Annotated in this window: 19 protein-coding genes; 4 read left to right on the forward strand and 15 right to left on the reverse strand. The window is 48.4% G+C overall.

Features of this window, described 5'->3' with window-relative positions; genetic code table 11:
* Nucleotides 1–3: 3 nt before the first annotated feature.
* From AC58P7_RS27655 to AC58P7_RS27705, 11 genes are all read right to left on the reverse strand, one after another.
* On the reverse strand, nt 4–885 hold the full coding sequence (locus tag AC58P7_RS27655) for a carbohydrate ABC transporter permease (protein WP_497348763.1): 882 nt from the start codon (nt 883–885) through the stop codon (nt 4–6).
* A gap of 17 nt (nt 886–902) precedes the next feature.
* Nucleotides 903–1793 (reverse strand): carbohydrate ABC transporter permease, encoded by an 891-nt coding sequence (locus tag AC58P7_RS27660; protein ID WP_497348765.1) that lies wholly within the window; start codon nt 1791–1793, stop codon nt 903–905.
* 123 nt (nt 1794–1916) lie between these two features.
* A complete protein-coding gene (locus AC58P7_RS27665; RefSeq protein WP_497348767.1) occupies nt 1917–3260 on the reverse strand; it encodes an extracellular solute-binding protein in 1344 nt (447 codons plus the stop codon).
* A gap of 266 nt (nt 3261–3526) precedes the next feature.
* Nucleotides 3527–3757 carry a hypothetical protein gene (locus AC58P7_RS27670; protein ID WP_497348769.1) on the reverse strand — a complete coding sequence of 77 codons (231 nt, stop codon included), beginning with the start codon at nt 3755–3757 and terminating at the stop codon, nt 3527–3529.
* Between the two features lie 414 nt (nt 3758–4171).
* On the reverse strand, nt 4172–7282 hold the full coding sequence (locus AC58P7_RS27675) for an MMPL family transporter (protein WP_497348771.1): 3111 nt from the start codon (nt 7280–7282) through the stop codon (nt 4172–4174).
* Nucleotides 7283–7347: 65 nt separating this feature from the next.
* Nucleotides 7348–7971, reverse strand: coding sequence for a TetR/AcrR family transcriptional regulator (locus tag AC58P7_RS27680; protein WP_497348773.1), 624 nt, complete (start codon nt 7969–7971; stop codon nt 7348–7350).
* Nucleotides 7972–8100: 129 nt separating this feature from the next.
* Complete coding sequence (gene desA, locus AC58P7_RS27685; RefSeq protein WP_497348775.1) at nt 8101–9138, reverse strand: Delta(5) desaturase DesA; 1038 nt, start codon at nt 9136–9138, stop codon at nt 8101–8103.
* A gap of 231 nt (nt 9139–9369) precedes the next feature.
* Nucleotides 9370–9981, reverse strand: coding sequence for a flavin reductase family protein (locus AC58P7_RS27690; RefSeq protein ID WP_497348797.1), 612 nt, complete (start codon nt 9979–9981; stop codon nt 9370–9372).
* 32 nt (nt 9982–10013) lie between these two features.
* On the reverse strand, nt 10014–10622 hold the full coding sequence (locus tag AC58P7_RS27695; RefSeq protein ID WP_497348777.1) for an alpha/beta hydrolase: 609 nt from the start codon (nt 10620–10622) through the stop codon (nt 10014–10016).
* A complete protein-coding gene (locus tag AC58P7_RS27700) occupies nt 10619–11575 on the reverse strand; it encodes a ring-cleaving dioxygenase (RefSeq protein WP_497348779.1) in 957 nt (318 codons plus the stop codon). Before AC58P7_RS27700 ends, AC58P7_RS27695 begins: the two co-directional genes overlap by 4 nt.
* A 111-nt stretch (nt 11576–11686) precedes the next feature.
* Nucleotides 11687–12130, reverse strand: a complete 444-nt coding sequence (locus AC58P7_RS27705) for a MarR family winged helix-turn-helix transcriptional regulator (protein WP_497348781.1) — start codon at nt 12128–12130, stop codon at nt 11687–11689.
* A gap of 276 nt (nt 12131–12406) precedes the next feature.
* Between AC58P7_RS27705 and AC58P7_RS27710 the strand changes: the two genes are divergently transcribed.
* Nucleotides 12407–13603 (forward strand): MFS transporter, encoded by a 1197-nt coding sequence (locus AC58P7_RS27710; RefSeq protein ID WP_497348783.1) that lies wholly within the window; start codon nt 12407–12409, stop codon nt 13601–13603.
* A gap of 81 nt (nt 13604–13684) precedes the next feature.
* Here AC58P7_RS27710 and AC58P7_RS27715 read toward each other — a convergent pair whose 3' ends face one another.
* Together AC58P7_RS27715 and AC58P7_RS27720 are read right to left on the reverse strand one after the other, a co-directional pair.
* Complete coding sequence (locus AC58P7_RS27715) at nt 13685–15433, reverse strand: ABC transporter ATP-binding protein (protein WP_497348785.1); 1749 nt, start codon at nt 15431–15433, stop codon at nt 13685–13687.
* Nucleotides 15434–15451: 18 nt separating this feature from the next.
* Nucleotides 15452–17197, reverse strand: a complete 1746-nt coding sequence (locus tag AC58P7_RS27720; RefSeq protein WP_497348799.1) for an ABC transporter ATP-binding protein — start codon at nt 17195–17197, stop codon at nt 15452–15454.
* Nucleotides 17198–17393: 196 nt separating this feature from the next.
* Here AC58P7_RS27720 and AC58P7_RS27725 point away from each other — a divergent pair, with 196 nt between their 5' ends.
* The 3 genes from AC58P7_RS27725 to AC58P7_RS27735 all read left to right on the forward strand — a co-directional run bounded on the left by AC58P7_RS27725 (nt 17394) and on the right by AC58P7_RS27735 (nt 20747).
* Complete coding sequence (locus tag AC58P7_RS27725; protein WP_497348787.1) at nt 17394–18419, forward strand: copper amine oxidase N-terminal domain-containing protein; 1026 nt, start codon at nt 17394–17396, stop codon at nt 18417–18419.
* 238 nt (nt 18420–18657) lie between these two features.
* Nucleotides 18658–20046 carry a threonine synthase gene (gene thrC, locus AC58P7_RS27730; protein WP_497348789.1) on the forward strand — a complete coding sequence of 463 codons (1389 nt, stop codon included), beginning with the start codon at nt 18658–18660 and terminating at the stop codon, nt 20044–20046.
* A gap of 200 nt (nt 20047–20246) precedes the next feature.
* Nucleotides 20247–20747: a hypothetical protein gene (locus tag AC58P7_RS27735; RefSeq protein ID WP_497348801.1), complete on the forward strand. Its 501-nt coding sequence runs from the start codon at nt 20247–20249 to the stop codon at nt 20745–20747.
* A 62-nt stretch (nt 20748–20809) separates the two neighbouring features.
* Here the strand turns inward: AC58P7_RS27735 and AC58P7_RS27740 are convergent, their stop codons facing one another.
* Nucleotides 20810–21463, reverse strand: coding sequence for a stalk domain-containing protein (locus tag AC58P7_RS27740; RefSeq protein ID WP_497348791.1), 654 nt, complete (start codon nt 21461–21463; stop codon nt 20810–20812).
* Between the two features lie 272 nt (nt 21464–21735).
* Nucleotides 21736–22818, reverse strand: a complete 1083-nt coding sequence (rlmN, locus tag AC58P7_RS27745) for a dual-specificity RNA methyltransferase RlmN (RefSeq protein WP_497348793.1) — start codon at nt 22816–22818, stop codon at nt 21736–21738.
* Nucleotides 22819–23079: the final 261 nt, after the last annotated feature.

Raw genomic sequence — 23079 nt, forward strand, 5'->3', positions numbered from 1 at the left:
AAGTTAACCCTTCACCGCTCCCGCTACCATACCTTTTGTAATTTTATCCGCTAATAAGAAATACACGAGAATAACCGGCAACGCACCGAGTACGAGGAAAGCGCCGATGGCTCCATAGTTAACGGAATATTGACTCACGAAGCTGTTCACCCCGAAAGGAAGCGTCTTAAGTCGCTCGGACGATATAAACGTCGCCGCGAGAATGTACTCATTCCAGATGTTAATGAAGGTTAGAATACACACCGTCATCATCGGTGGAACGGAGATTGGAATAATGATACCGCTGAAAATCTTGAAGATCCCTGCACCATCCACAACCGCTGACTCTTCAATTTCTGCCGGGATGGATTTCATGAAGCCGCTAAGGATAAAGACGGCAACCGGCGTCTGAAACGCAATATAAGGCAGAATGATGGAAAGATGCGTGTTCAAGATGTGCATATTTTTGAAAATGATCATGAGCGGCAATAACGTTGCCTGCATCGGAACCATCATTCCAATGAGGAAGATCACCATGACCAATTGACCGTATTTCCATTTGAACCGCGTAATCGCAAAGGCCGTCAATGAACTTAAGAATAGCACGCATACCATCGTTATTAAGGTAACAAAGAGGCTGTTCTTTAAATATTGGAAGTAATGACCAGCTTTAATGGCATCGGTGAAGTTCTTCCATTGAAGCACGTGCGGCAAGGAGAAAAACCGACCTGAGAGAATTTCCTCATTAGTTTTTAACGAATAGATGAATAGCCAAAGCAGTGGATACACCTGAGTGACTACAAGTAGTGACAACAATGCAATGACGAGAACTTTAAGGATAGAGAAGCTTTTGCGTCTCCGGATGATGGCAGGTTTAGCCGAAACTGCTTCCATGGCGTTCTGCATGGTGACACTCCCCTTCCTCACGAAAATTTTCTCTCTAGGCGGTTAAATACCGTGTTAATAATGACTGTCGCTACGAGACATACCACAACCAAGAAGGCTGCAATCGCACTTCCATACCCATATTTCAGGGAAAGGAATGAATTGTTATACATCAAGGTAGAAATGACATCTGTTGCATGGGCCGGGCCGCCGCCTGTCATGACCATAATCATGTCAAACGCTTGTAAGGAACCAATAAAAGCAAGGACGATCGATATTTTGAAAATCGGAATATTCATAGGGAATGTAATATACCAGTCGGCTTTAAGCCCATCCGCTCCATCGATCCGTGCAGCCTCATAAATATCAGCTGGGATGTTCTGGATACCGGTAAACTGGATCAAGGTGTGATACCCCAAATACTGCCAAAGGGCCACAAAATAGAGAGAGTACATAGCAATTTTAGGATCGGTTAGCCACGATCTCGTCCAGCTATGTAAATGAAGCATATCTAATACTTGATTGAGCATACCGCCCATCGACGCTGGGTTATAGATCGTTTTCCACAATTGACCTACGATAACAACGGATAAAATAACAGGCAAAAAGTAACTAGAAACTAAGAAGTTCGGTTTTTTGACAAAACGATTAAGCAAAATAGCTACACCCAAAGCAATTGGGATTTCAATCATGGAAAATACAGCAAACATAAGCGTGCGTTTCACAGATGGCCAAAATACAGGATCATGGAAAAGCATCGTACGAAAATTTTCAAGTCCAATGAATTTCGAAGTGCCAATCCCGTTCCACTCCAGCAATCCACTATACATGGACACGAGAATAGGTACAAATACAAGACCGACATAGATGATTAAACAGGGCAGTACAAACATGGCAATCGTCCACTTGGAGACTCTTAACACATTCACTTGGCTCGCCTCCTTCATGGGAATCATGTGAAACATATAAATTCTTATATTTCAATGTGAACTTACCTTGGGGCACCAGGGTTGGCACTCAAGGTAAGTCCCGATTGGGCTTAGAACTTTAATTTATTTTTTGTTCGTGTCGTAAGCGGTTTGGTGCTCTTTCGCTACAGTAGCAGGATCTACTTTTTGTACGAAGAGGTTTTGAATGCTTGTTAAGTGGCCTTGAGCTGTTCCTGGGTTCATTGTGTTATCGAATGCCAGGTCGCCGCCTTTAACTTTTTTGAACAGTGCAAGAACGTCCATTGCCATATCGGAGTATCCAGCAGCTTTGAAGTCACCGTCAACTTTTTGTGCGATACCTACAGCGCCTTTAACTGCAAAAGCTTCTTTAGGGAAGTTCAACATGAAGTAGTTCAAGAAATCTTTTGTTTCTTTCAAGTGTTTGCTGTTTGCAGATACGGCGAACGCACTACCTGGCGCTAACATGAACTCGTCTGGGTTACCTTTACCTTTTACAGTAGGGAATTGGAATACGCCTACTTTACCGTTAACGGAGGAAGTTTCGATACCACCAGTTGCCCAGCTTCCCATGAAGTACATAGCTGCTTTACCTGTTTTGAACAAGTTTTCACCTGCGTTGTAATCAAAGGACGTTGCGCCTTCTTGGAATGCGCCAGCTTGGATCAAATCTTCGAAAGAGCTAACTGCGTCTGTGAATGCTGGGTCATTGAACGTTTTCTTGCCATCAACAACAGCTTGCAAGAATCCAGGACCGCCGTTCGTGCGAAGCAAGACGTTCATGAACAAGAAGGAACCCGTCCAGGAATCTTTTTCACCGATCGCCATTGGCTGAATGCCTTTGCCTTTTAGTGTTTTTACAGCTGTAACCATTTCTTCGAATGTTTTCGGTACTTCAACGCCAGCTTGTTTGAACAAGTCTTTGTTGTAGTAAACAACTGCGATGTTGTTACCATCTGGCAATGCGTAAATGTTATTTTTGAACGTGTACCAGTTCAAGATACCTTCTTGGAACGTTGCTTTAAGTCCGTTTTGCTCAACCATGTCATTCAATGGAGCAAATAGGCCTGCTTCAACGAAAGGTTGCATTTGTGCAGCTGGGTTCACGACAGTGATGTCAGGAACTTCTTTGGAAGCTGCTTGTGTTTTCAATTTGAGCTTTTGTTGATCCGTGTTCAGGGAATCAAGCTCGATTTTGATGTTTGGGTTTTTCGTTTGGTAGTCGGTTACGATTTTCTTCAACATACCATTTTTCGGATCTGTTGGATCCGGATATATGTTTTGGAACGTGATTGTGATGTTTTCTTTCTTATCCGTAGCTGGCGTCGTTGTTGCTCCTGCCGCTGGTGAAGTCGTGCTCGTGCTGCTTCCACCTGAACCACATGCTGTTAAACTAATGGCTAGCAAGCTTGCCGCAATGACTTGTAGTGATTTATACTTTTTCACCAATGTAAATCCCCCTCGTTTTGAGTGAATGTTTTTATGTCCTTATTATGCCGTGTAATTGGCAACCCTTACAATGCGATAACTTTAGGTATCATGTTTGATTTCTATAGATTTATTTCTCACGTAACTTTCCCGCACGGGGAATTTATTATAAAAAAACCTCATAGGCGAACTGGAATTTGGTGCGATTTGCAGGGGGAAAATAGATAGGAAAAGCGACCTCTTGGCAGCTCGTACTGAGTTGAGGTCGCTCTGTTTAAACAGGTATGTTAGTAAGCCTTTGGAACTTCTACGCGGTTCGTGATACCGTCTTCGGTGAAGTAGATATGAACGTCAAAGCCTTGATCATCCATGAAATAGGACACGTATTTCGGTTCGCCGTGCTTGATCGGAACAAGAAGTGTTGCGATTCGGTGGGTACGAGCCTTTTCATCACTATAGCGAGGCGGGGGGATTGAGGGGATGGGTGTCCCTCCCTTTCCAACCTCGCTAACGGACACTAGCGACGTTATTTGCTCGGATTCAGGGGTTTCGAAAATCTAACGGACACAGACGCCGCTATTTACCAAAATTCAGGCATATTTGGAGTCATCATGCCCAATTAACGGCTGTTGTGTCCGTTAAATCCAGAAAAGACCCCTGCTGTACGAAATAACGGCATCCATGTCCGTTAGGTGATGGAAAGCCGTCACTAGTGATCGAGCAGGATTTCTGAGCATGGGGGGCTTGGGGTTGGGGTTGGGGTCATATTCGACGTCGAGTTCGGTGGCGGGGTCTAGTGGCGGTTGTGAATCCAGAGAAGCGGAGACAGAGATAGGGCTCTGTGACTACAGCGCTATACGCAAAAAAGTGCCCTCCCACACACAAGTGGGAAGGCACTTCCATTTCTCTCTTTTCAATTGGCGGATCACTCGTTACGCCGTACGACTCTCCGTCGACACTTTATGCGCCGCAACACCGCGCTTCGCCCGTAGTGCTTCTGGCATGGCCAACAAGGCCGGCAGCAGCATCGGCAGCAAGATGAAGCAGAGCACGATGAGGCCGACGATGACAGCCACGGCAAGCTCGATCAGCAAGACGAGGCCGGATGGCACGAGCGTGGCGAAGGTTCCGCCGAGGATGACCATGGCCGAAATGACCACGCCGCCGATGTGCTTAGCGGCTTGCACAATCGCCTTCGCTGGCGATAACTCGCCAAGCTCTTTGTAGCGCATCATCAGGAAAATGCTGTAGTCAACGCCGACCGCAATAATAATGATGAAGGAGAAGAACGGTACGAAGGAGGAAATCCCGTCGGCACCGATGATTTTATCCGTAACGACATTGGTTGCCGTCATCGCTACGTAGTAGGATATCACTAAAGAAAGAATGATGTAGACAGCTGGCCAGAAACTGCGGATCACGAACAACAAGACGATGAACACGCCGATGATGACGATAATCGCAGTACTGTTGAACGATTTCACCTGCGCTTTGTTCGTGTCATACGTCGTTGAGCTCGGTCCCGCCGCGCCCACCTTCGCATTCTCGAGCACGGTGCCCTTTACGCTAGCAGCGAGCTCCGCATTAATACCTTCAATCGTATCCATCGCGGCCGATGAATACGGATCATCCTTCAAGATGACGATCATCTTCGTCATCGTCCGATCCTTGGACATGAAATTGTCCAAGGACTTTCCGAAATCAGCGCTCGACAGCGCTTCTTTCGGGATAAAGAACGTCTTCGAACCGTTTAGCTGCGTCAGGAACTGGCTCGTTTTGCCGAGCCCCTCGGACACGTCACCGAGTCCGTTGCCGCTCTGGCCAAGACCGTCCTTCAGCTGGCCCATGCCGCCGCTGAGTCCCGACAAGCCCTCGCTCAGCTTCTGCTGACCGTCCTTGACGCTGCCTAGCGCAGCGTTCAGCTTCGCCATGTTCGCAGCGATCTCGCGGCTGCCCGCGCTGCCTTGCTTCAGCCCTTTCGCGAGCTCATCCGCTCCGCTCGCTAGCTGCGCCAATCCCGCGGCAAGCTGCGCCTGCGCGCCGTTCACTTGTGCTAACCCTTTCGTCGTGTCCGCGAAAGCGCCATTCAGCTTGGCTGCGTTCTTGCCAAGCTCCGCAAGCCCGCCGCTCATCTGCGTCAGACCGGAGGCAAGCCCCTCGCCCGTTTGCTTCAACTTGATGTAATCCGTATCAGTCGTAAGCTGGCTGTACTTGCTGCCAAGTCCGCCAATCAGCCCATTCATACCGGCTAGACCTTGCTGAATGCCAGTAAGTTGATTCTCAATCTGGCTGTAGCCATCGGTCATCGCGCTATAGCCTTGCCCCAGCTGCGTAAGCCCTTCATGAATCTTCGCGGTATTGCTCTCGACTTGCGTCATGCCATCCTTCAGCGCAGCAATACCCGCGCTTAGTTCTCCCGCACCGCCGGCACCTTGCGCAATGCCGCTCGATACCTGATTAAGCGCAGTTGTCAGCTTGCTGTAGCCATCCTGTACCTGACTTGTGCCATCCACGAGTTGGCCAACGTTAGACGTATCTGGTGCAGCAAGCTTACTTTGCATCAGCGTAAGTCCGTCACGAATTTGGTTTACACCCTTTTGAGAAGCGGTAATGCCATCTGCAACTGTCTTGGTCTGACTTGAGATATAAAAATCATCAATCGGTTTAGCTTGCGGCTGCGTCACGCTGGATATCTTGGCAACGCCTGGCACACTTTTCAGCTTCTCCGTTACCTTATCAATCGCGGCCAAGCCATCGTTCGTGTTGAGCGGTTGGTCATTCTGGACGACAACCATGGTTGGAAGCGCCTGACCGCGGCTGAAATGATCCGCCACAAGGCTGAAGCCTTTCGTGGATTGATGATCATTTCCTAGCTCCTTCAACTGGTCAAAAGACAGCTTCTGATGATTAGAAAGCGCAAGCGGAATTGTCACAATCAAAATAATCACCGTCGTGATCACAGGTCTTTTTACCGCAATCTTCGTTAAGCCCGCCCAGAACTTACTTTCCTTATGCCCCGTTGCACCCTTAGAGGGCCAATAGAGCTTATTCCCCAGCATTTTCATGAAAAATGGCGTCACCGTCACGATTTGGAGCAAGAGTACTGCGGTTCCAATCGCAACAACATTCCCTGATTTATAAATTCCGAAATCCGAGAACGTCAAAGCGGCAAATGCAATAAACACAGTCAAAATACTGTAGAAAATCGTCTTACCCGCTGTGCGGTACGTCACACTGATCGCTTCATCCACGGATAAGCCATGGGATAATTCCTCTTTGAATCGATTAAATAAGAGAATGTTATAATCCGTACCGATGCCGAAAAGAATCAAAATCAACAGCATCTGCGTGACACTCGTCACCGGAAAGTTGAACTTATCAATAAGCTGTGCGGCAATCCCCATCGAAACAAGGTATGAAATACCTACCGCCAGCAATGAAACTACAGGAATGATCACGGAACGGAACATAATCACCAGCACAGCTAAGATGAAAATGACCGTTAACGCGGCGCTTTTCTCAACGCCTGACTCGGAAGCCTTGATGTAATCATTCTGGATGAAATCCTCCCCAGAGAGGTAATAATCGACCTTCACGTCCTTCAAAACAGCGTCAAACTCCTGCTGAATGTCATCGACGTGCCGACCTCTTTTGTCCAAGGAGAAGCTCGCCATTAAGGTCGTGCCATCCTCGGACACAAGCGAAGACTTCGCGTCCGGTATGGAAAACGGATCAAGCAGTTGATCGAAGCCAAGCTCAGATTGGTGGCTTTTCATATTCGAAATGCCTGCCTCAATTGCCTTCATATCCGCATCCGACAGCTTATCCGGGTTATGGAAGACCACGATATCACTGGTTCCCTCGACCCCATTAATTTTGTTCAAAATCGTCGATGCAACTTTAGACGGACTATCATTACGCAGCGGATCTTGCCCTCTAAGTCCCAGAATCGCATTCACATTGGGTTGAAAAACCGTCAGCAACACCGTCGCCACCAGCCATACCGCCACAATCGCCCAACGCCATTTAATAATTGATTTCATCTCTCTCTTCTCCTCCACTCACCTAACTGATAGTAAACAAGCGTTCATTATTGAGTTAAAAAAATTTATGCCTGGTTTAGCTTTATTTTTTCTGAAATACCCGTGCAATACAGGTACAACAGTTCATCAACGAGCATTTTGATCGTATCGCCATCCTCATGGTCGCGCAAAATGAGACAAACACTCTCAATCATGGTCGCCGCAATCATACGAGCGGCTAGCTGCTCTTTCTGTGGCAGCTCACCTGTTGGTGCCATTTCCGCTGTAAATACTTCCGCGATAATCTGATGCACCAGAGTAATCAATTCCTGTTTCGCCGACGCGAAGCGCGAGCCTTCACTCAGATTAAGAAGAATCGTAAGCTCCGTGCTGGATTCCTTGAAAAGCAGCATCAGTGAGGCATCAATTTTGCGTAGGATCAGCAAATGATCGGACAAGGCCGTACAAAGGGTGTTATCCACTTCTTGCTTACACACGCGAAGAACCTCAGCTAATTGCTCCTGAATAGGCTGAATGAGCTCGTCGAACAAATCATCCTTGCTTTTGAAGTAGCGATAGATGTTGCCAGGTGTTATGCCTGCGGCATCTGCAATTTGCCGAATGGAGGCTTTCAAATACCCGTGCTTCTTAAACTCGGACAGGGCCGCTTGGCGGATACTCTTTTTGACTTCATCTTTTAAAATTTGCATTAATAAACACCCGTTCACTTTTTGACGTCATAAAGGCATTATACTGCGCACATCGTGGTATTGCAATGCTATTTTTATTAAAAAAACGCCCAACCCGCAGTTATTACCACAGGTCGGACGCTGGTTTTCTTACTCTACATCTACAGCTTTAATAATGCGCGGCTTCACTTTCACGCGGAATTGCTTCAAATCCTTGAACTGAATGAACTTCTTGGACTCCTCGTTCCAAATACGGAATTTCAGAGACTCCAAACTCGTTTTCAGTGTAATCGTCTGCACATTACGAAGTGCTGCGCTCTTATTGTGAACTTTTTGCAAATGATAGTTAGGTACGCGCGGGCTTAAATGATGAATGTGGTGATAACCAATGTTGCCCGTGATCCAATGTAGAATGCGCGGCAAATTGTAGAACGAGCTGCCATGCATCGCGGCTTTCACATAATCCCATTCTGCATCATTTTCGTAGTACGATTCTTCATAGTTATGTTGTACATAGAAAAGCCAAATCCCCGCCATACCTGAGAAGAAAAACATTGGCCCTTGAATCAGCAGAAAGGACTCCCAGCCCATGCCCCAGCATAATAAAGCGACGCTGCCAACGATGGCGATATTCGTGATATACGTGTTGATTCTTTCTTTCATGCCCGCACGCTTGCGGTTAAATCGATAATCAATAAGGAAGATGAAAATCGGCCCAACAATAAACATCACAAACGGACTGCGGTACAAGCGATACGTCATTCTTTTGAGCCAAGAAGCTTGCATATATTCATCCACGGTAAGCGTCCATATATCACCTACACCTCTTCGATCCAAATTACCGCTAGAAGCATGGTGAACCGAGTGTGTATGGCGCCACTGATGGTAAGGTACGAAGGTTAGAATTCCTGTTAGCGTGCCGACAATTTCATTGGCGAGTTTATTTTTGAAAAAGGATTTGTGACAGCAATCATGGAAAATGATGAAAATGCGGATCAAAAACCCTGCGGCTACTAGATCAATCACGAACGTTAGCCAAATTGAAACGGAAAGACTTAGAAAAGCAAAATACCAAAGCACGAAAAAGGGTCCCACTGTATTGATAATTTGCCACACACTATGCTTCATATGTGGTCTTTCGAAAGGTGCGATATCAGACCGCCACCCACCCTTATCCTCATGCTTCATCCTGTTAGAACTCCCTCTCTCCGCGTCGTGTCGGATCTTGTAAGTTAATATCATTTGAAGTAGTACGTTACGAATCGAAATAAGTTCCCGTTATAGGATAACAAATCTTACATAGCTATCTCATCATACGTGGGTAAAGTCTTTTTGTAAAATGCAATAAAAGACAGTCGCCACAAAAAAGAGGCGAATCGCCTCTCGTTCTAAGGAAGAACGCAGCAATTCACCTCTCATTCATTTTGGTCGATCCCTTGTAAAAAGCTCTCCCAACTTCGCATACGAGCTGCCGGCTAGCCGGCTTACAGGCTTCAGCTTCGCTGGATCAATACGTCCATCTTCATATAATGACTCGTCAATGTGAAAAAAGACGACACGGCCGATCAACAAATCTGCCGAGGGTGCTTCTGTTGTTCCTCCTAGCGGGATCACCTGCTCAAGCACGCATTCCATCCGGATGCTGGCTTCTGCGATGCCAGGTACGGCGATTTGGCGGCTCGCGACGGGCGTTAGCCCGGTAAGCGCCACTTCGCTCTCCTCAGGCGGGAGCGCAGCGGCGCTCTGGTTGATCTGGTCGATATAAGACTCGCCTGCGATATGAACGACGAAGGCCCCTGTATCGACCGCGTTGCGGGAGGTGTCCTTACGGACACCCTGCTTCCGCTGTACGGAGACGGCGACCATCGGCGGATCGGCCGTCACGATGGTGAAGTAGCTGAAGGGAGCGGCATTCAGCACCCCTTCGGCAGACAACGTCGTGACAAAGGCAATCGGCCGCGGAATAATGCTGCCGATGAGCAGCTTATAGTTGTCTCGTTCGCTTTGCATTGATGGATCAATGGCTAACATCGTGATCACTCCTTTTTGCTCGGATACACCACTTAGACCACAATCCCCTTCAACCACTCTGCAGCCGCAAACACTTCGGAACGCGTTAATTGGTGACCGGAATTCTCCCAATGCACATGAACATCCGATCCGGCATTGCTCAGCAATCGCTCTAGCTCCTCTGACTCCTCTGGTGAGCAGATGGGATCATTCTTCCCTGCGCCGATGAAAACTGGCGTATCCGACAGATCTGGGAGCTGCAGGCCGCGCCGCGGCACCATCGGATGATGCAGAATGGCTGCGCGAAGCGCATTCGGGTAGTGGAACAAAAGGCTGCCCGCGATGTTCGCGCCGTTGGAGTAACCGATCGCAACGACATTGCTGCGATCGAAGCCATGCTCTACCGCTGCCTCGTCGAGGAAATCATATACCTCCTTCGTGCGGAAGATAAGATCCTCTTCGTCAAAGATGCCTTCTGCTAGCCGGCGGAAAAACCGCGGCATGCCATTCTCTAGGACATTCCCTCGTACGCTCAGTACGGAGGAAGTTGGTGAAATCGCCTGCGCCAAAGGCAGCAAGTCTTGCTCTGTCCCGCCCGTTCCGTGAAACAGAACGAGCACGGGCGCAGTTAGATCAGAACCTTGTTGAAAAATATGTCTCATTTTTGATCACCTTCCAATACCCGCACTTCGATCGGCGGCAAATTTTTCACGATTTGATCACGGCTCGCTTCGAACCATTCCGGCAGCATCAATTTCTCGCCAAGTGCTTCTGGCTGCTCATCTCGTGCAAAGCCCGGAGGATCTGTGGCAATTTCAAAGAGAATGCCGCCTTCTTCGCGGAAGTAGATCGCATTGAAGTATTGACGGTCTACGATTGGTGTTGGGTGGTAGCCATTGCTCGCTACGTGGCTTCTCCAAAGCGCATGTTCGGCATCATCTTTGGCACGCCATGCGATATGGTGCACAGTCCCCGCTCCGCCAGCGCCGTAATCCATTGGCGTTACATTGATATCAACAATGTTCCCTAGGTCGCCGAAGGATGTGAAGCGTGCGTAGGCACCTTCTTGCCCTACTTTTTGAAGCCCCATAACGTTGACTAGCAGCTCCGAAGTTTTGTCTGGAGCGGTACTGTACAAGACAGCCCCACCGAAGCCTTTGATTGCTTTATCCGTTGGGACGCCGCCAAATGCCCACTGACTCAGCACGCCTTGCTCACGTTCCACGATCTCAAGTCTTAGACCGTCTGGGTCTTTGAACTGTAGATACGTTTCACCGAATCGAGCTGTTTTCTCATAAGCGATAGCGAATTTCGCTAGACGCGCTTCCCAGAAGGAAAGGCTGCCCGTTGGCACCGCGTAAGTCGTGATGCCGACTTGACCGCCGCCGATCCGACCTTTACGGGATCCCGCATAAGGGAAGAAGGTAATGATCGTGCCTGGGCTGCCTGCTTCATTGCCGAAGTAGAGATGGTAGACTTCCGGTGCATCGAAGTTGATCGTTTTTTTGATCATGCGAAGTCCTAGAATACCTGAGTAGAAATCAACGGTTTCCTGTGCGTTTTGAACGAAAGCGGTGATATGGTGAATACCTGCAGTTTGTAGTGTTGTTGTCATAATAGCCAACTCCTTCATATTTAAGAATCTTTATTTTAAGGTAGTTTACATGAGATGTTATCATTTAAGATGTGCTTGCGGGAGGGGATGAGAAGAGCTTCAATTGATCCTCTATTTGAACCCCTCTTGCGCGAATTTCCCAAGCTTCTTCAACAGCTTACTTGCGAGCTTCTTCTCATCATCCGTCAGCCCTGCAACTGCGTTCTCGATCACTTCGGCGTGCTTCGGGAATACATCTTCAATAAATTGTTTCCCTTTTTCCGTAATTTCAGCAAAAATTAATCTGCGATCCTCCGTCGACGTGTTACGCGTTACGAATTCCTTCTTGACCAGTTTATCAACCACATACGTGATGTTTCCACTGCTCATCAGCACCTTGCTGCCAATTTGTTGAATGGCCTGCGCTCCCTTGTGGTAAAGCAGCTCCAGAACACCAAACTCTGTGCGGTTCAGTCCATGCTTGCGAATATCTCGATCCCCGTGGGCATTGACCCACTCGCTCGCTCTGGAAAGGGCGATATAAAGATCTAGAGAATCATTTCTTGCTTCGCTCATGTTGCTTCACCTCATTTCTTTGCTTCGTTTATCTTAATTTAAAGATACTTTATTTCAAGATAAATGTCAACAGGTTATTTTGAAAATCACGCTGAGGATCGAATGAGCCTAATTTAATGTGCTCATTTCATGCTTTGTGACACAAGAATAGTGTTCCTCAGCTGCCATTCTCCTACTTATGGCAAAATAATGAACAACAATGTCACACCTTTTCCGATACGACTCGTGGTATGATTAAGCCTTTAAGAATGGTAAGAAAGGTTGGTTTACGTAATTATGAATACTTCACACGTCTTGCAAGGGACGGTAGCCGCGAAAGAACGGTTCCCTATCTCCCTTTTCTCCTTAACGGTTGGCGCCTTCGCCATTGGTATGACCGAGTTCGTTATCATGGGGATTCTGCCTAATGTGGCGGATGACTTGAACGTTACTATTTCTCAAGCGGGGCAGTTGATTACGGGCTATGCACTTGGCGTCGCTTTCGGCGCTCCGATTCTCGCTATGCTGACCCATAAGCTTCCGCAGAAGCGCTTGCTCTTGGTGCTGATGCTGATCTTCATTCTCGGAAATGGCTTAGCTGCGCTTGCTCCCTCCTATAGTATCGTACTTGTCGCACGGCTGATTACAGCTTTGGCGCACGGAACCTTCTTCGGAGTCGGCTCTGTCATCGCGGCGAACTTGGTTCGACCCGAAAAACGAGCGAGTGCCATTTCTGTCATGATGGCCGGATTGACGATCGCCAATATTCTAGGCGTGCCCCTTGGGACCTATATTGGTCAGCATCTAGGCTGGCGGGCATCGTTCGGTTCTGTTGTTATCATGGGGATTATTTCTTTCATCGGCATTCTTATTTTCATCCCTCAGATTAAACAGAAAACAAACAGCAGCCTTATACGGCAGGTCCGTTCTCTTTTACAGCCGCGGTTGTTGCTTGTTTTTCTGATTGGGGCGTTAGGCTGCAGTAGTTTGTTTGCCGTGTTTACTTACATCGCTCCTATTCTAATTCATGTAACGGGCTTTAAAGAAAGCAGTGTGACATGGATTCTTGTTCTATTCGGCTTCGGCGTGACCCTCGGTAACATCGTGGGCGGAAAGCTCGCGGATTGGAAGCTCATGCCTTCCTTAATCGGCAATTTCGCCGCACTGGCGCTCATTCTCGCTGTGTTCGCGTACACGGATCAGTTCCCGGTTGCCGCGATTATCACCATATTTATATGGGGGATTGCGTCTTTTGGGATCTTGCCAGGACTGCAGATTCGCATCATGAATCTGGCTAAGGAAGCGCCTGAGCTGGCTGCCACTTCAACGCATTCTGCGTTGAATCTCGGCAATGCGGGCGGTGCTTTTCTCGGTGGTTGGGCGATTACGCACACTGGCTTGACATCTTTGCCTTGGATCGGCGCGGGATTGACCGCGGCGGGGTTTGTTTTGATGCTGTGGAGTTATCTGCAGGAGCGTAAGGTGAGAAAGTAGCAGTTGAGAAACCATCTGTCGTACCCTCAGTCACGCAACAAGAAAAGGCGCTTCCTCACCAATCGAGGAAGCGCCTTTTCTTTACCCAACAACTGCTGAAGCACCCTTCTGCAGTTGGTACATTTTCGCGTAGCGGCCGCCTAGCGCCATGAGCGTGTCATGATTGCCACGCTCGGCGATCTCGCCGCGGTGCAGCACAAGAATTTGATCCGCATCGCGGATCGTGGACAACCGATGCGCGATGACGAGCGTCGTGCGCCCTTCACTCACAACCTTCAGCGCGCGCTGAATGAGGCCTTCCGTCTCACTGTCGATGGAGGCTGTCGCCTCATCGAGGATCAGGATCGATGGATCGAACGCCAGCGCGCGCGCGAAGGAAATCAACTGCCGCTGACCGGAGGACAGCGTGCTTCCCCGCTCGACGACCTGCTCGTCGTAGCCGTTCGGCAGCTGCTCGATAAAGCCAGCTGCCCCGACATCCAGCAACGCCTTTTTGACCCGATCCAGCGAAATGTCCTGGTTGTACAGGCTTACGTTGAACTTGATGTCCCCTGCGAACAAGAACGGATCCTGCAGCACGATCCCCATATGCTTGCGCAGCGCCTGCTTGGACATCCCTTTGATGTTGCGGCCATCTATCGTAATGGCACCCTCATTGGGCTCGTAGAAGCCGAGCAGCAGGTTCAGGATGGAGCTTTTGCCTGAACCGGTATGCCCGACTAGGGCGATGGTTTCCCCTTTTCGCGCCTCGAACGAGATTCCCTTCAAGACATTTTCCCCTTCTTTATAAGCAAAGGTGACGTTATCGAACTTCACGATGCCCTCTGGGCGGCGAACGTGGTCGGTTTTCTCAACTTCTTGACCTTCCATGTCAAGGATGGTGAATACCTTTTCCGCGGAAACAAAAGCCCGCTGCGCATTCGTCAACTGATCAAAAATCCCGATGATCGGTTGAAAAATCCGCCCCAAATAATCAATAAACGCATAAAACACCCCGAAGGAAATGGCCGTTCCCAAGGATTTTCCACCAAAATACCAGATGACCATTGCCGTAACCAAGCTGCCTACCGTACCTACCACATTTCGAGAAGAAAGGCCGTAAATACGGAACTGCTTCCGCTGGTTCACATAACGATCCATGTTCAGCACTTCGAACTCATCCAGCGTGACCTTCTCCCGGCGAAAAGCCTGAATAATCGGCATCACGACGATCGATTCATTAATCATCGCGTTCATATCGCTGAGCCTAGCGCGCATGATGGTGATGAAGATTTTAGAATATTTGAGATGAATATACATAATCACTACAAAGATCGGCGGCAGCACCAAGCAAAACATCGCAAGATGCCAATCCAATAAGAATAACGCGATGTAAATACCGACGAGTTGCAGCATGCTGACAACGAAGGTGGCCATGAAGCTCATGAACAGATCGCGGACAGCTTCCGTATCATTGGCGATACGAGAAACAACTTGTCCAATCGGCGTGTTATCGAAGTAGCGCAGCGAAATGCGTTGAATGTGTCCCATCAGATCCATCCGCATGTTTTTGATAATTTGCAGGGCGGTGGATTGGAGGATGTACGCTTGTGAATAATTACATAGACCCGCTGTTAGCAGTAAGCCCATATAGAGGCCGAGCAGTTTGAGCACAGGGGCAATTTCTTGTGCACCGGTTGAGAGATGCTGATCGATAATCGTTTTCGTTATATAAGGCCCGCCCAGTTCGGCAGCTACTGAACAGCAAAGAATGAGCAGCGCACCGAGAATTCTGAACTTGTAGACGAGGGCGTAAGAAATCAGTCGTCTGGCCGTAGTCGGTTTAGACAAAATAGTCGTCCTCCTTTCTCAATCTTCGAGACTGGCTTCCATCTGTTGGCGATCCCACTGCTCGCGGTACCAACCGCCGAACTGCATGAGCTCCTCATGGGTGCCCTCTTCAATCACTCTTCCTTCATCAAGGACGAGAATCCAGTTCGCGTGGCTCACGGCAGACAGTCGGTGTGTGGTGATCAGCGTCGTACGACCCGCGCGTTCCTTACGGATGTGCTGGAGAATGCGACTTTCCGTACGTGCATCTACAGCAGAGAGCGAGTCATCTAACAGCAAAATTTCGGAATCAATTAGAAGTGCACGGGCAATCGCTAGACGCTGCTTCTGTCCACCAGACAACATCACGCCGTTCTCACCAACAATTGTTGCTAAACCTTCAGGCATTTGGGCAATATCTTGGGTAAAAGAAGCCATCTCCACGGCGTGCGCAATCTCTTCTGGCGAAGCCGTATGCTTGCCTAAGGCGACATTGTCGCGAATGGATTTCGATAGCAGCAGATGCTCCTGCGGCACGTAGGCGACCCAGCGCTTCATTTGATCCATGGCGATTTGCTCGATCGGTACATCCGAAATGCGCAGCTTGCCTGGCTCGATCGGGTATTGTCGCAAAAGTTGCTTGAGCAGCGTGCTTTTGCCACTGCCGGTACGACCCACAATACCAAGCGTTTGTCCCCGCTCTAGCTGGAAGGAGACATTGACAAGGCTCGGATGATTTGCGATCGGGTAGGTGAACGTCAAATCGTTCATCTCGATACGCTCAGGAACAGCCACTGGGATTGGCTTATCAACATCAACCAGATCGGCTTTCTGCAACAGCGCCTTATCCAAACGATCCGCCGAGGCGCTGCCGCGCTGCAGAACGTTAATAAACTCGCCGAAGGAAATCATCGGCCAGATGAGCATACCGAGGTAGATATTGAAGGAGATCAGCTGTCCAAGCGTGATTTCACCTTGAAACACGAGATACGAGCCGTATCCAATACCGATGGAATAGCTCAAGCCAACGATCAACGAGGTTAACGGTTGGAACAGCGCATTGAGCATCGAAACACGGCGGTTTTTGTTCATGACATCCGACGTAACGTCATCGAACGCCTTCAAATCCTGCGCTTCTTGCACATACGAGCGAATAACGCGAATGCCGGAGATCGACTCCAGCGCATGATCATTCATCACACCGAAGGAGGCTTGTGCCGCAAGGAAGCGCACTCTCACCTTTTTACCTAGCAGATTAATCATCACAGCTAGAAAAGGCAGCGGAATTAACGCCGCAAGCATTAATTTGAAGGAGATCAGCGACACCATCGTAATGATGACGACGGAAGCACCAACAATCGTAGTGACGAGTGTCATTACTCCGTAACCGGAGGTTTGACCGATGGCTAGAATATCATTCGTCGCCAGCGCCATCAACTGTCCCGTTGAGTTGCGTTGGAAAAACGCCGGAGACATTTTGGACAAATGCGCCAGCAATCGCCCTCGAAGCAGCTTCTCCACCAAAGCGGAGTTGCCGAATAGGTTTGTGATCCACAAATAAGCCATCACATACAGGAGCAGCGAAAGTCCAACAAGCAATAAGACCGTATAATGAAGCCCGGAAGCTGTTAAATTTCCAGTACGAATATGGTCAATGATATTCCCTATCATTTTAGGCGGAACGGTTGCAAGTAAATTCACACCGATTAACAGGGAGATCGCGAGCACATAATACTTCCATCTCTCTTTAAAAAACCATCGCAGCTTCATAACAAAAGACAAAATTCCCACCCCTTTTTTCAATTTCCAGTCGTTCACATTGATTCTATAGTTTCAGCCAAGTGAAGTCCACACCTGATCTCTTATAAAATGAAACTTTCAGCTCGTCTGCAACCTTCGCACGAACCCTTGCCTTAGAAAACGCAGAACACCCACCCTATTTTACATACAGGAAGGAAGTCAACGAACTATGGAACCTATGATGAAAAAAACGCTCGCGATCCTCTCCCTATCCAGCATGCTGACAACTGGAGCAGCTTATGCGGCTACGAATGAAGCGGTCGTTCCCGATATGCACGCGATCCAGATTCAGCCTGTAAAGACGGTTTTTGAGGCACCTGTTACTATTGGGGTCAATGGCAGTGCGATAAGCGAGAGTGGTTTTTTGAAAACTAACGGCACTGAGCCGATGATACCCCTACGCGCAGTAACAGAAAGCCTCGGCTTTACCCTCACCTGGCATCCAGAAACCTATTCGATAGATCTGACGAAGGGCAACCTTTTTACAACGGTGAAAACAGGTGAAGATCGCTATACGATTAATAAAATGTTGACTCAGCTCGGCTCGGCACCAGAATTGGTGAACAGCAAGCTGTATGTGCCCGCTTCTTTCGTTACGAAAATTCTTCACGGATCTGTTGTAACTGAAGGCAGTTCCGTTGCGATCTCGATGAAAGAGGAGGTCAAGAAAATGCAATCGACTGGCGTCATTACTTCTATCCGTACGACAGGTGATAACGCAGCGATTCACATTCAAGACACAGGTTTGGGAGGTATCGTTCTTAATGTGAGCCCAGAAACGACGTACCAAATGCTCGATGGTTCCAAATTAAGCCTTGCTGATCTTCACGTTGGTTTGACGATCTCTGCGGAGCATTCCTTGGCGATGACGATGAGCTTGCCACCACAGACCTCCGCGTCCAAAATCACTGTGCTTGACACAACCCTTCATAAGGGTGCGCTAGGTACTGCTGGTATCATTGAAGCTGTGCGCAAAGATGGCAGCCTTCTGGTTAAAGGCGAAGGCCTAACCGAGGATGCGCAGGATGAGATCGTTCTTACAATTGGGGCTGACACAGCCATCGTGGATGGCAAAGGTGACCCTGTAGCGAAATCCGCACTGGTTAAAGGCACGAACGTCATTGGATTCTACAGCCCCGTGATGACGAAAAGCTTGCCGCCTATCAGTAACGCTTGGAAAATCGTTGTTGCCGCTCCGCAAGAGTAGCGTAATTTCGTTAGAAGCAGGCGGAGCATCCTCCATATCCGATGCCGTAATGATGTATTTCATTACTACAGCTGCCGGAAGGCCAAAGACAATCGATTTGAGCAAAGCTCCCGGGCCGTCCTTATGGGACAGCCTGTTTTTGTTTATGACAAAGGAGCACCCGTGATGGATGCACACTGTCCAAATGTTCTGTTTTTTGATACAATAACTGAAAATTCAATCGTATAAGGGGACTCATATGGAATACATTAGCACTCGCGGCAAAGTAGAACCCATCGGCTTTATTGATGCGGTCCTGATGGGATTGGCCAATGACGGCGGTCTACTCGTACCGAAACACATCCCTCAGCTATCCGCTGACACGCTTCAAAGCTGGTCAAAGCTCTCCTACTCAGAGCTAGCCCTTGAAATTTTCTCGTTCTATGTGAACAACGAAATTCCACGCGATGAGCTGAAGCAGCTCGTTGATGAAAGCTATGCAACATTCCGTGATGAGGCTGTCACGCCTGTCAAACGCCTGAACGACGGCACGTACGTGCTCGAATTGTTCCACGGCCCGACGTTTGCTTTCAAGGATATTGCCCTGCAATTCCTTGGCAACCTGTATTCGTACGTTTCACGAAAAACGAATTCCATCATCCACATCCTCGGAGCTACCTCCGGTGATACAGGCGCTTCTGCAATCGAAGGCGTTCGCGGCAAAGAGGGTATTCGCATTTGTATCCTGCATCCGCACCAGAAGGTAAGTCAGGTTCAAGAGCTGCAAATGACGACCGTCAATGATGCGAATGTATTGAATCTTTCCGTAGAAGGTACGTTCGATGATTGCCAACGTATTATCAAAGAACTTTTTGCTGACGTTGAGTTCAAGCATCGCTACCATTTGCGCGCGATTAACTCGATCAACATTGCCCGCATTTTGGCGCAAACCGTCTACTACTTCTACGCTTACTTCCAGTTATCCCAGGAGCAACAGTCAGAGAAGGTGAACTTCTCCGTGCCGACGGGTAACTTTGGGGATATTTTTGCAGGCTTCCTAGCGCAGAAAATGGGACTTCCGATCAACAAGCTCATTCTCGCTACGAATGAAAACAATATTCTTGAGCGCTTCGTGCAAGAAGGCGTGTACCAACCAGGCGAGTTCCGCGGCACATACAGCCCGTCCATGGACATCCAGGTAGCGAGCAACTTCGAGCGCTACTTGTTCTACCTATACGGCGAAGACGCTGGGGCTGTTAACGCGATCATGGAGCAGTTCAAGGCCGAAGGCCGCGTCGTTATCCCTGCCGACAAGCTGAAGGCAGTGCAGGCTGATTTCGCCGCGTACGGCGTGAAGAACGAGGAGTGCCTCGACACGATCAGCGCGTACCACGCGAAATACGATTACCTGCTCGATCCGCACACAGCGTGTGGCGTAGCAGCTGCAGATAAGCTCGCCATTGCTGGCGAGGTAACCGTTGCTCTGTCCACGGCGCATCCGGCGAAGTTCGATGAGTCGATCCGTTTGCGCGGCATTGCTCAGACATATCCGGAGCAAATCCAGGCTCTGTTCGACAAACCACAGTTCCAGAAGGTGGTTGGCGGCTCCAACGACGAGATCAAGGATGAGCTTGTGAAGTTTTTCTAGTAAGGGTTTATGGAGGGGCTTCTGCCCCTTGGTTATGAAACCTTCCTTCCACTTGTGGAGGGAAGGTTTTTTGGTCATTTATAAATCAGTCCTCAGACCGATCCCCGTCCTTCCCCATAGTCGGAAGACACTTGTACCCTGTCATGGTATTCTTAGAGTAATGAATCCACACAGTAGGAGTGAATAGATCCAAGATGAATATGAATCGCAGCGCCTTTCTCGGCCCGATCTTGATTTTGTTAGGTATTTTTATGTTTCTCAAAGGGGGTGCAACGTTCAGTTCTGGCACGATTTTCGAATATTTCTGGCCAACCTTGTTCGTTATCCCTATCGGCGTCTTTTTCCATTGGCTGTACTTCTTCATCCTGCAACGTCGCGGCGTAGGCGTACTCGTTCCAGGAGGCATTCTGCTAACCGCAGGTATCGTCTGCCAAATCTCCACATTATTCGATATTTGGCACCTTATGTGGCCAGGTTTTATGCTAGCAGTTGCCGTCGGCTTATTCGAACTGTATTGGTTCGGCGGACGCAACAAATATTTGCTCATTCCCATTAACATTCTGACGGTGATGTCGCTGCTGTTCTTCGCGATCTTCTCCATCGGCTCCATCTTCGGGACACTCTTTCACAACAATTCGATCATCGCCATCGGGCTCATCATTGTTGGTGGCCTCATGATGATCATGCGGAATCGAGCCTAACGATCGACAAGCTTAACATGCAAAAAGCCGTCCCGCAGTAGCTGCTAAGACGGCTTTTCATTTCATTGAGGCTTATATTTGCCAATTGAGATATTGTCACGCTCATGCACACTCAAAATATGCGAGAGGGACAACTTTCCTCCCTCATTCGTTAACAAGCCAAAACGTGCGTTCAGCCCTGACCAACCCTCTATCCCATCATTGCGATAATCCCCCGAGACATACGACTGGGCAAGTTCTTTATTCGACCAGAACTCGATATGCTTGTTCGGCAGTTCACCAATTTGATCTACTAGAAGCAACAGAAACAGCTTTTGAAAATCCGTGTTTTGTGGCACATCGACATATCCATCCGAAAAAACAACCGTCGTATCCGCATGAGCCCCCAAATTCTCTCCTATGATCTCAGCCTTTAAGCTGTATCTACCGTGAAGGAGTAGGGACACAAAATCACCATATTGCATACGGCTGTCATCCACAGCACGAATTTCAACGGTGTTCATGGGTTCGTTCCAACTCACTTGTGCACCAAGCGCCTCAGCAATAGCCCGCGAAGAGGTCACTGTCGTCCCTTCTTCTGTTACTTGAACTTGGGTATCCAGCAGCTTCCCATTCACCACAACTTGTCTAGCTGTTTGCATGGCTTCTGACGCATAGGCACCTGTCACCGCCATACAGGCAACGCCGCAGATCACACCTAAGATAAACTTTTTCATAAAAAGCGATCACTCTCCCTACTATCCGTAGAAAAGCTAGTTCCGCATTGTGATATGAAATTGGCGGCTCATATTCAATGTATGCAGGCTTTGTCCACATCAGCCCCACCAAATGAGAAAACCTTCTATCAAAGTCCTTCGAGGATGAGCGACCTCGTTTTAAAGGTTGTTTTTATCGCCAATAAGAATTTGTTCTTCCGTGTAACGGAAACTTATAAATTCTTATGTGGACAAAAAACCTGTGGATGACGATCATCCACAGGCCTCTTATTTTAACCCGCCACAACGTTATCCCCTGTGGATTGTTTAATTTGTTTGCTGCGCAGTTGTCCACAAGCCGCATCAATGTCCGTCCCGTGCTCCAAACGCACGCTGCAGGAGATACCTTGCTTCTTGAGCGTGTCATAGAAGGCGCGTACGGATTCCCGCTCGCTCCGCTGATATTGACTGTGCTCATCCACCGGATTGTACGGTATCAAGTTCACATTCGCCAGCTGGCGGATATGCTGAATCAGCTCAGCCAGTTGGAGCGCATGCTCTCTGCCATCGTTCACGTCTTTGAGCAAAATATACTCAAGCGTAATGCGGCGATTGGTTTTCTCCAAATAGTACTCGATCGCTTCCATCAACGTTTCAATTGGGATCGCTTTATTGATTTTCATGATGCGGGTACGAAGCTCATTCGTCGGTGCATGTAAGGAAATCGCTAGATTCACTTTCAGATCGGAGTCCGCAAACTCTTTGATTTTCGGAGCCAGACCACTGGTGGATACTGTAATGTGTCTTGCGGCGATATCCAAGCCCTTCTGATCCTTCACGACGCGGATGAAATCAACCATATTCACGAAGTTGTCGAACGGCTCGCCAATGCCCATCACAACAATATGGCTGACGCGTTCGTCTTTCCCCACCGTGTCCAAATGGAATTGGACCTTCATAATTTGTTCCACGATTTCCGCGGCGGACAAATCACGACTTTTGGCCAATAATCCACTCGCACAGAAGCTGCATCCAATGTTACAGCCGACTTGTGTCGTCACACAGACGGACAAGCCGAATTTATGACGCATTAGAACCGTTTCGATGAGATTGCCGTCCGATAGCTTGAACAGAAACTTCATCGTGCCGTCGGCCGATTCCTGTCTTGTATGTTCATTCAAGGTTTGGATCGCAAAATGCTCGCTTAACGTTGCCAAGCAATCTTCTTTCACATCGGTCATTTCCGCAAACGAGGCCACACGCTTACGATACAGCCAATCCCATACTTGCAGGGCGCGCGACTTTTTGTAGCCTTTTTCAGCGAGCCACGCGACTAATTGATCAAAAGTTAATCCATAAATGGATGATGTATTCATTCCGTTATCCTCTTTTCGAGACTATCACGTGCAGTCCAATTCTTCTAAGCAGCCGTAGCATACAATCTATCTAGTTAGTATTGTGCCAAAAATCCTCACTGAACACAAGGGAAGAGCTCTATTTCCACAAAAGAAAAGGCACCTCCCGAATTGAACTGTAACCCGTTTCGTAGACATTTTAATAAAAAGAACTAAGCAGCAAGGAGATGGTCCCTGAACTGGTCAGGGGTCATCTTTTTTAATGTCCACTGATATCTTGAT

Source organism: Paenibacillus sp. J22FR5, from assembly GCF_059691975.1.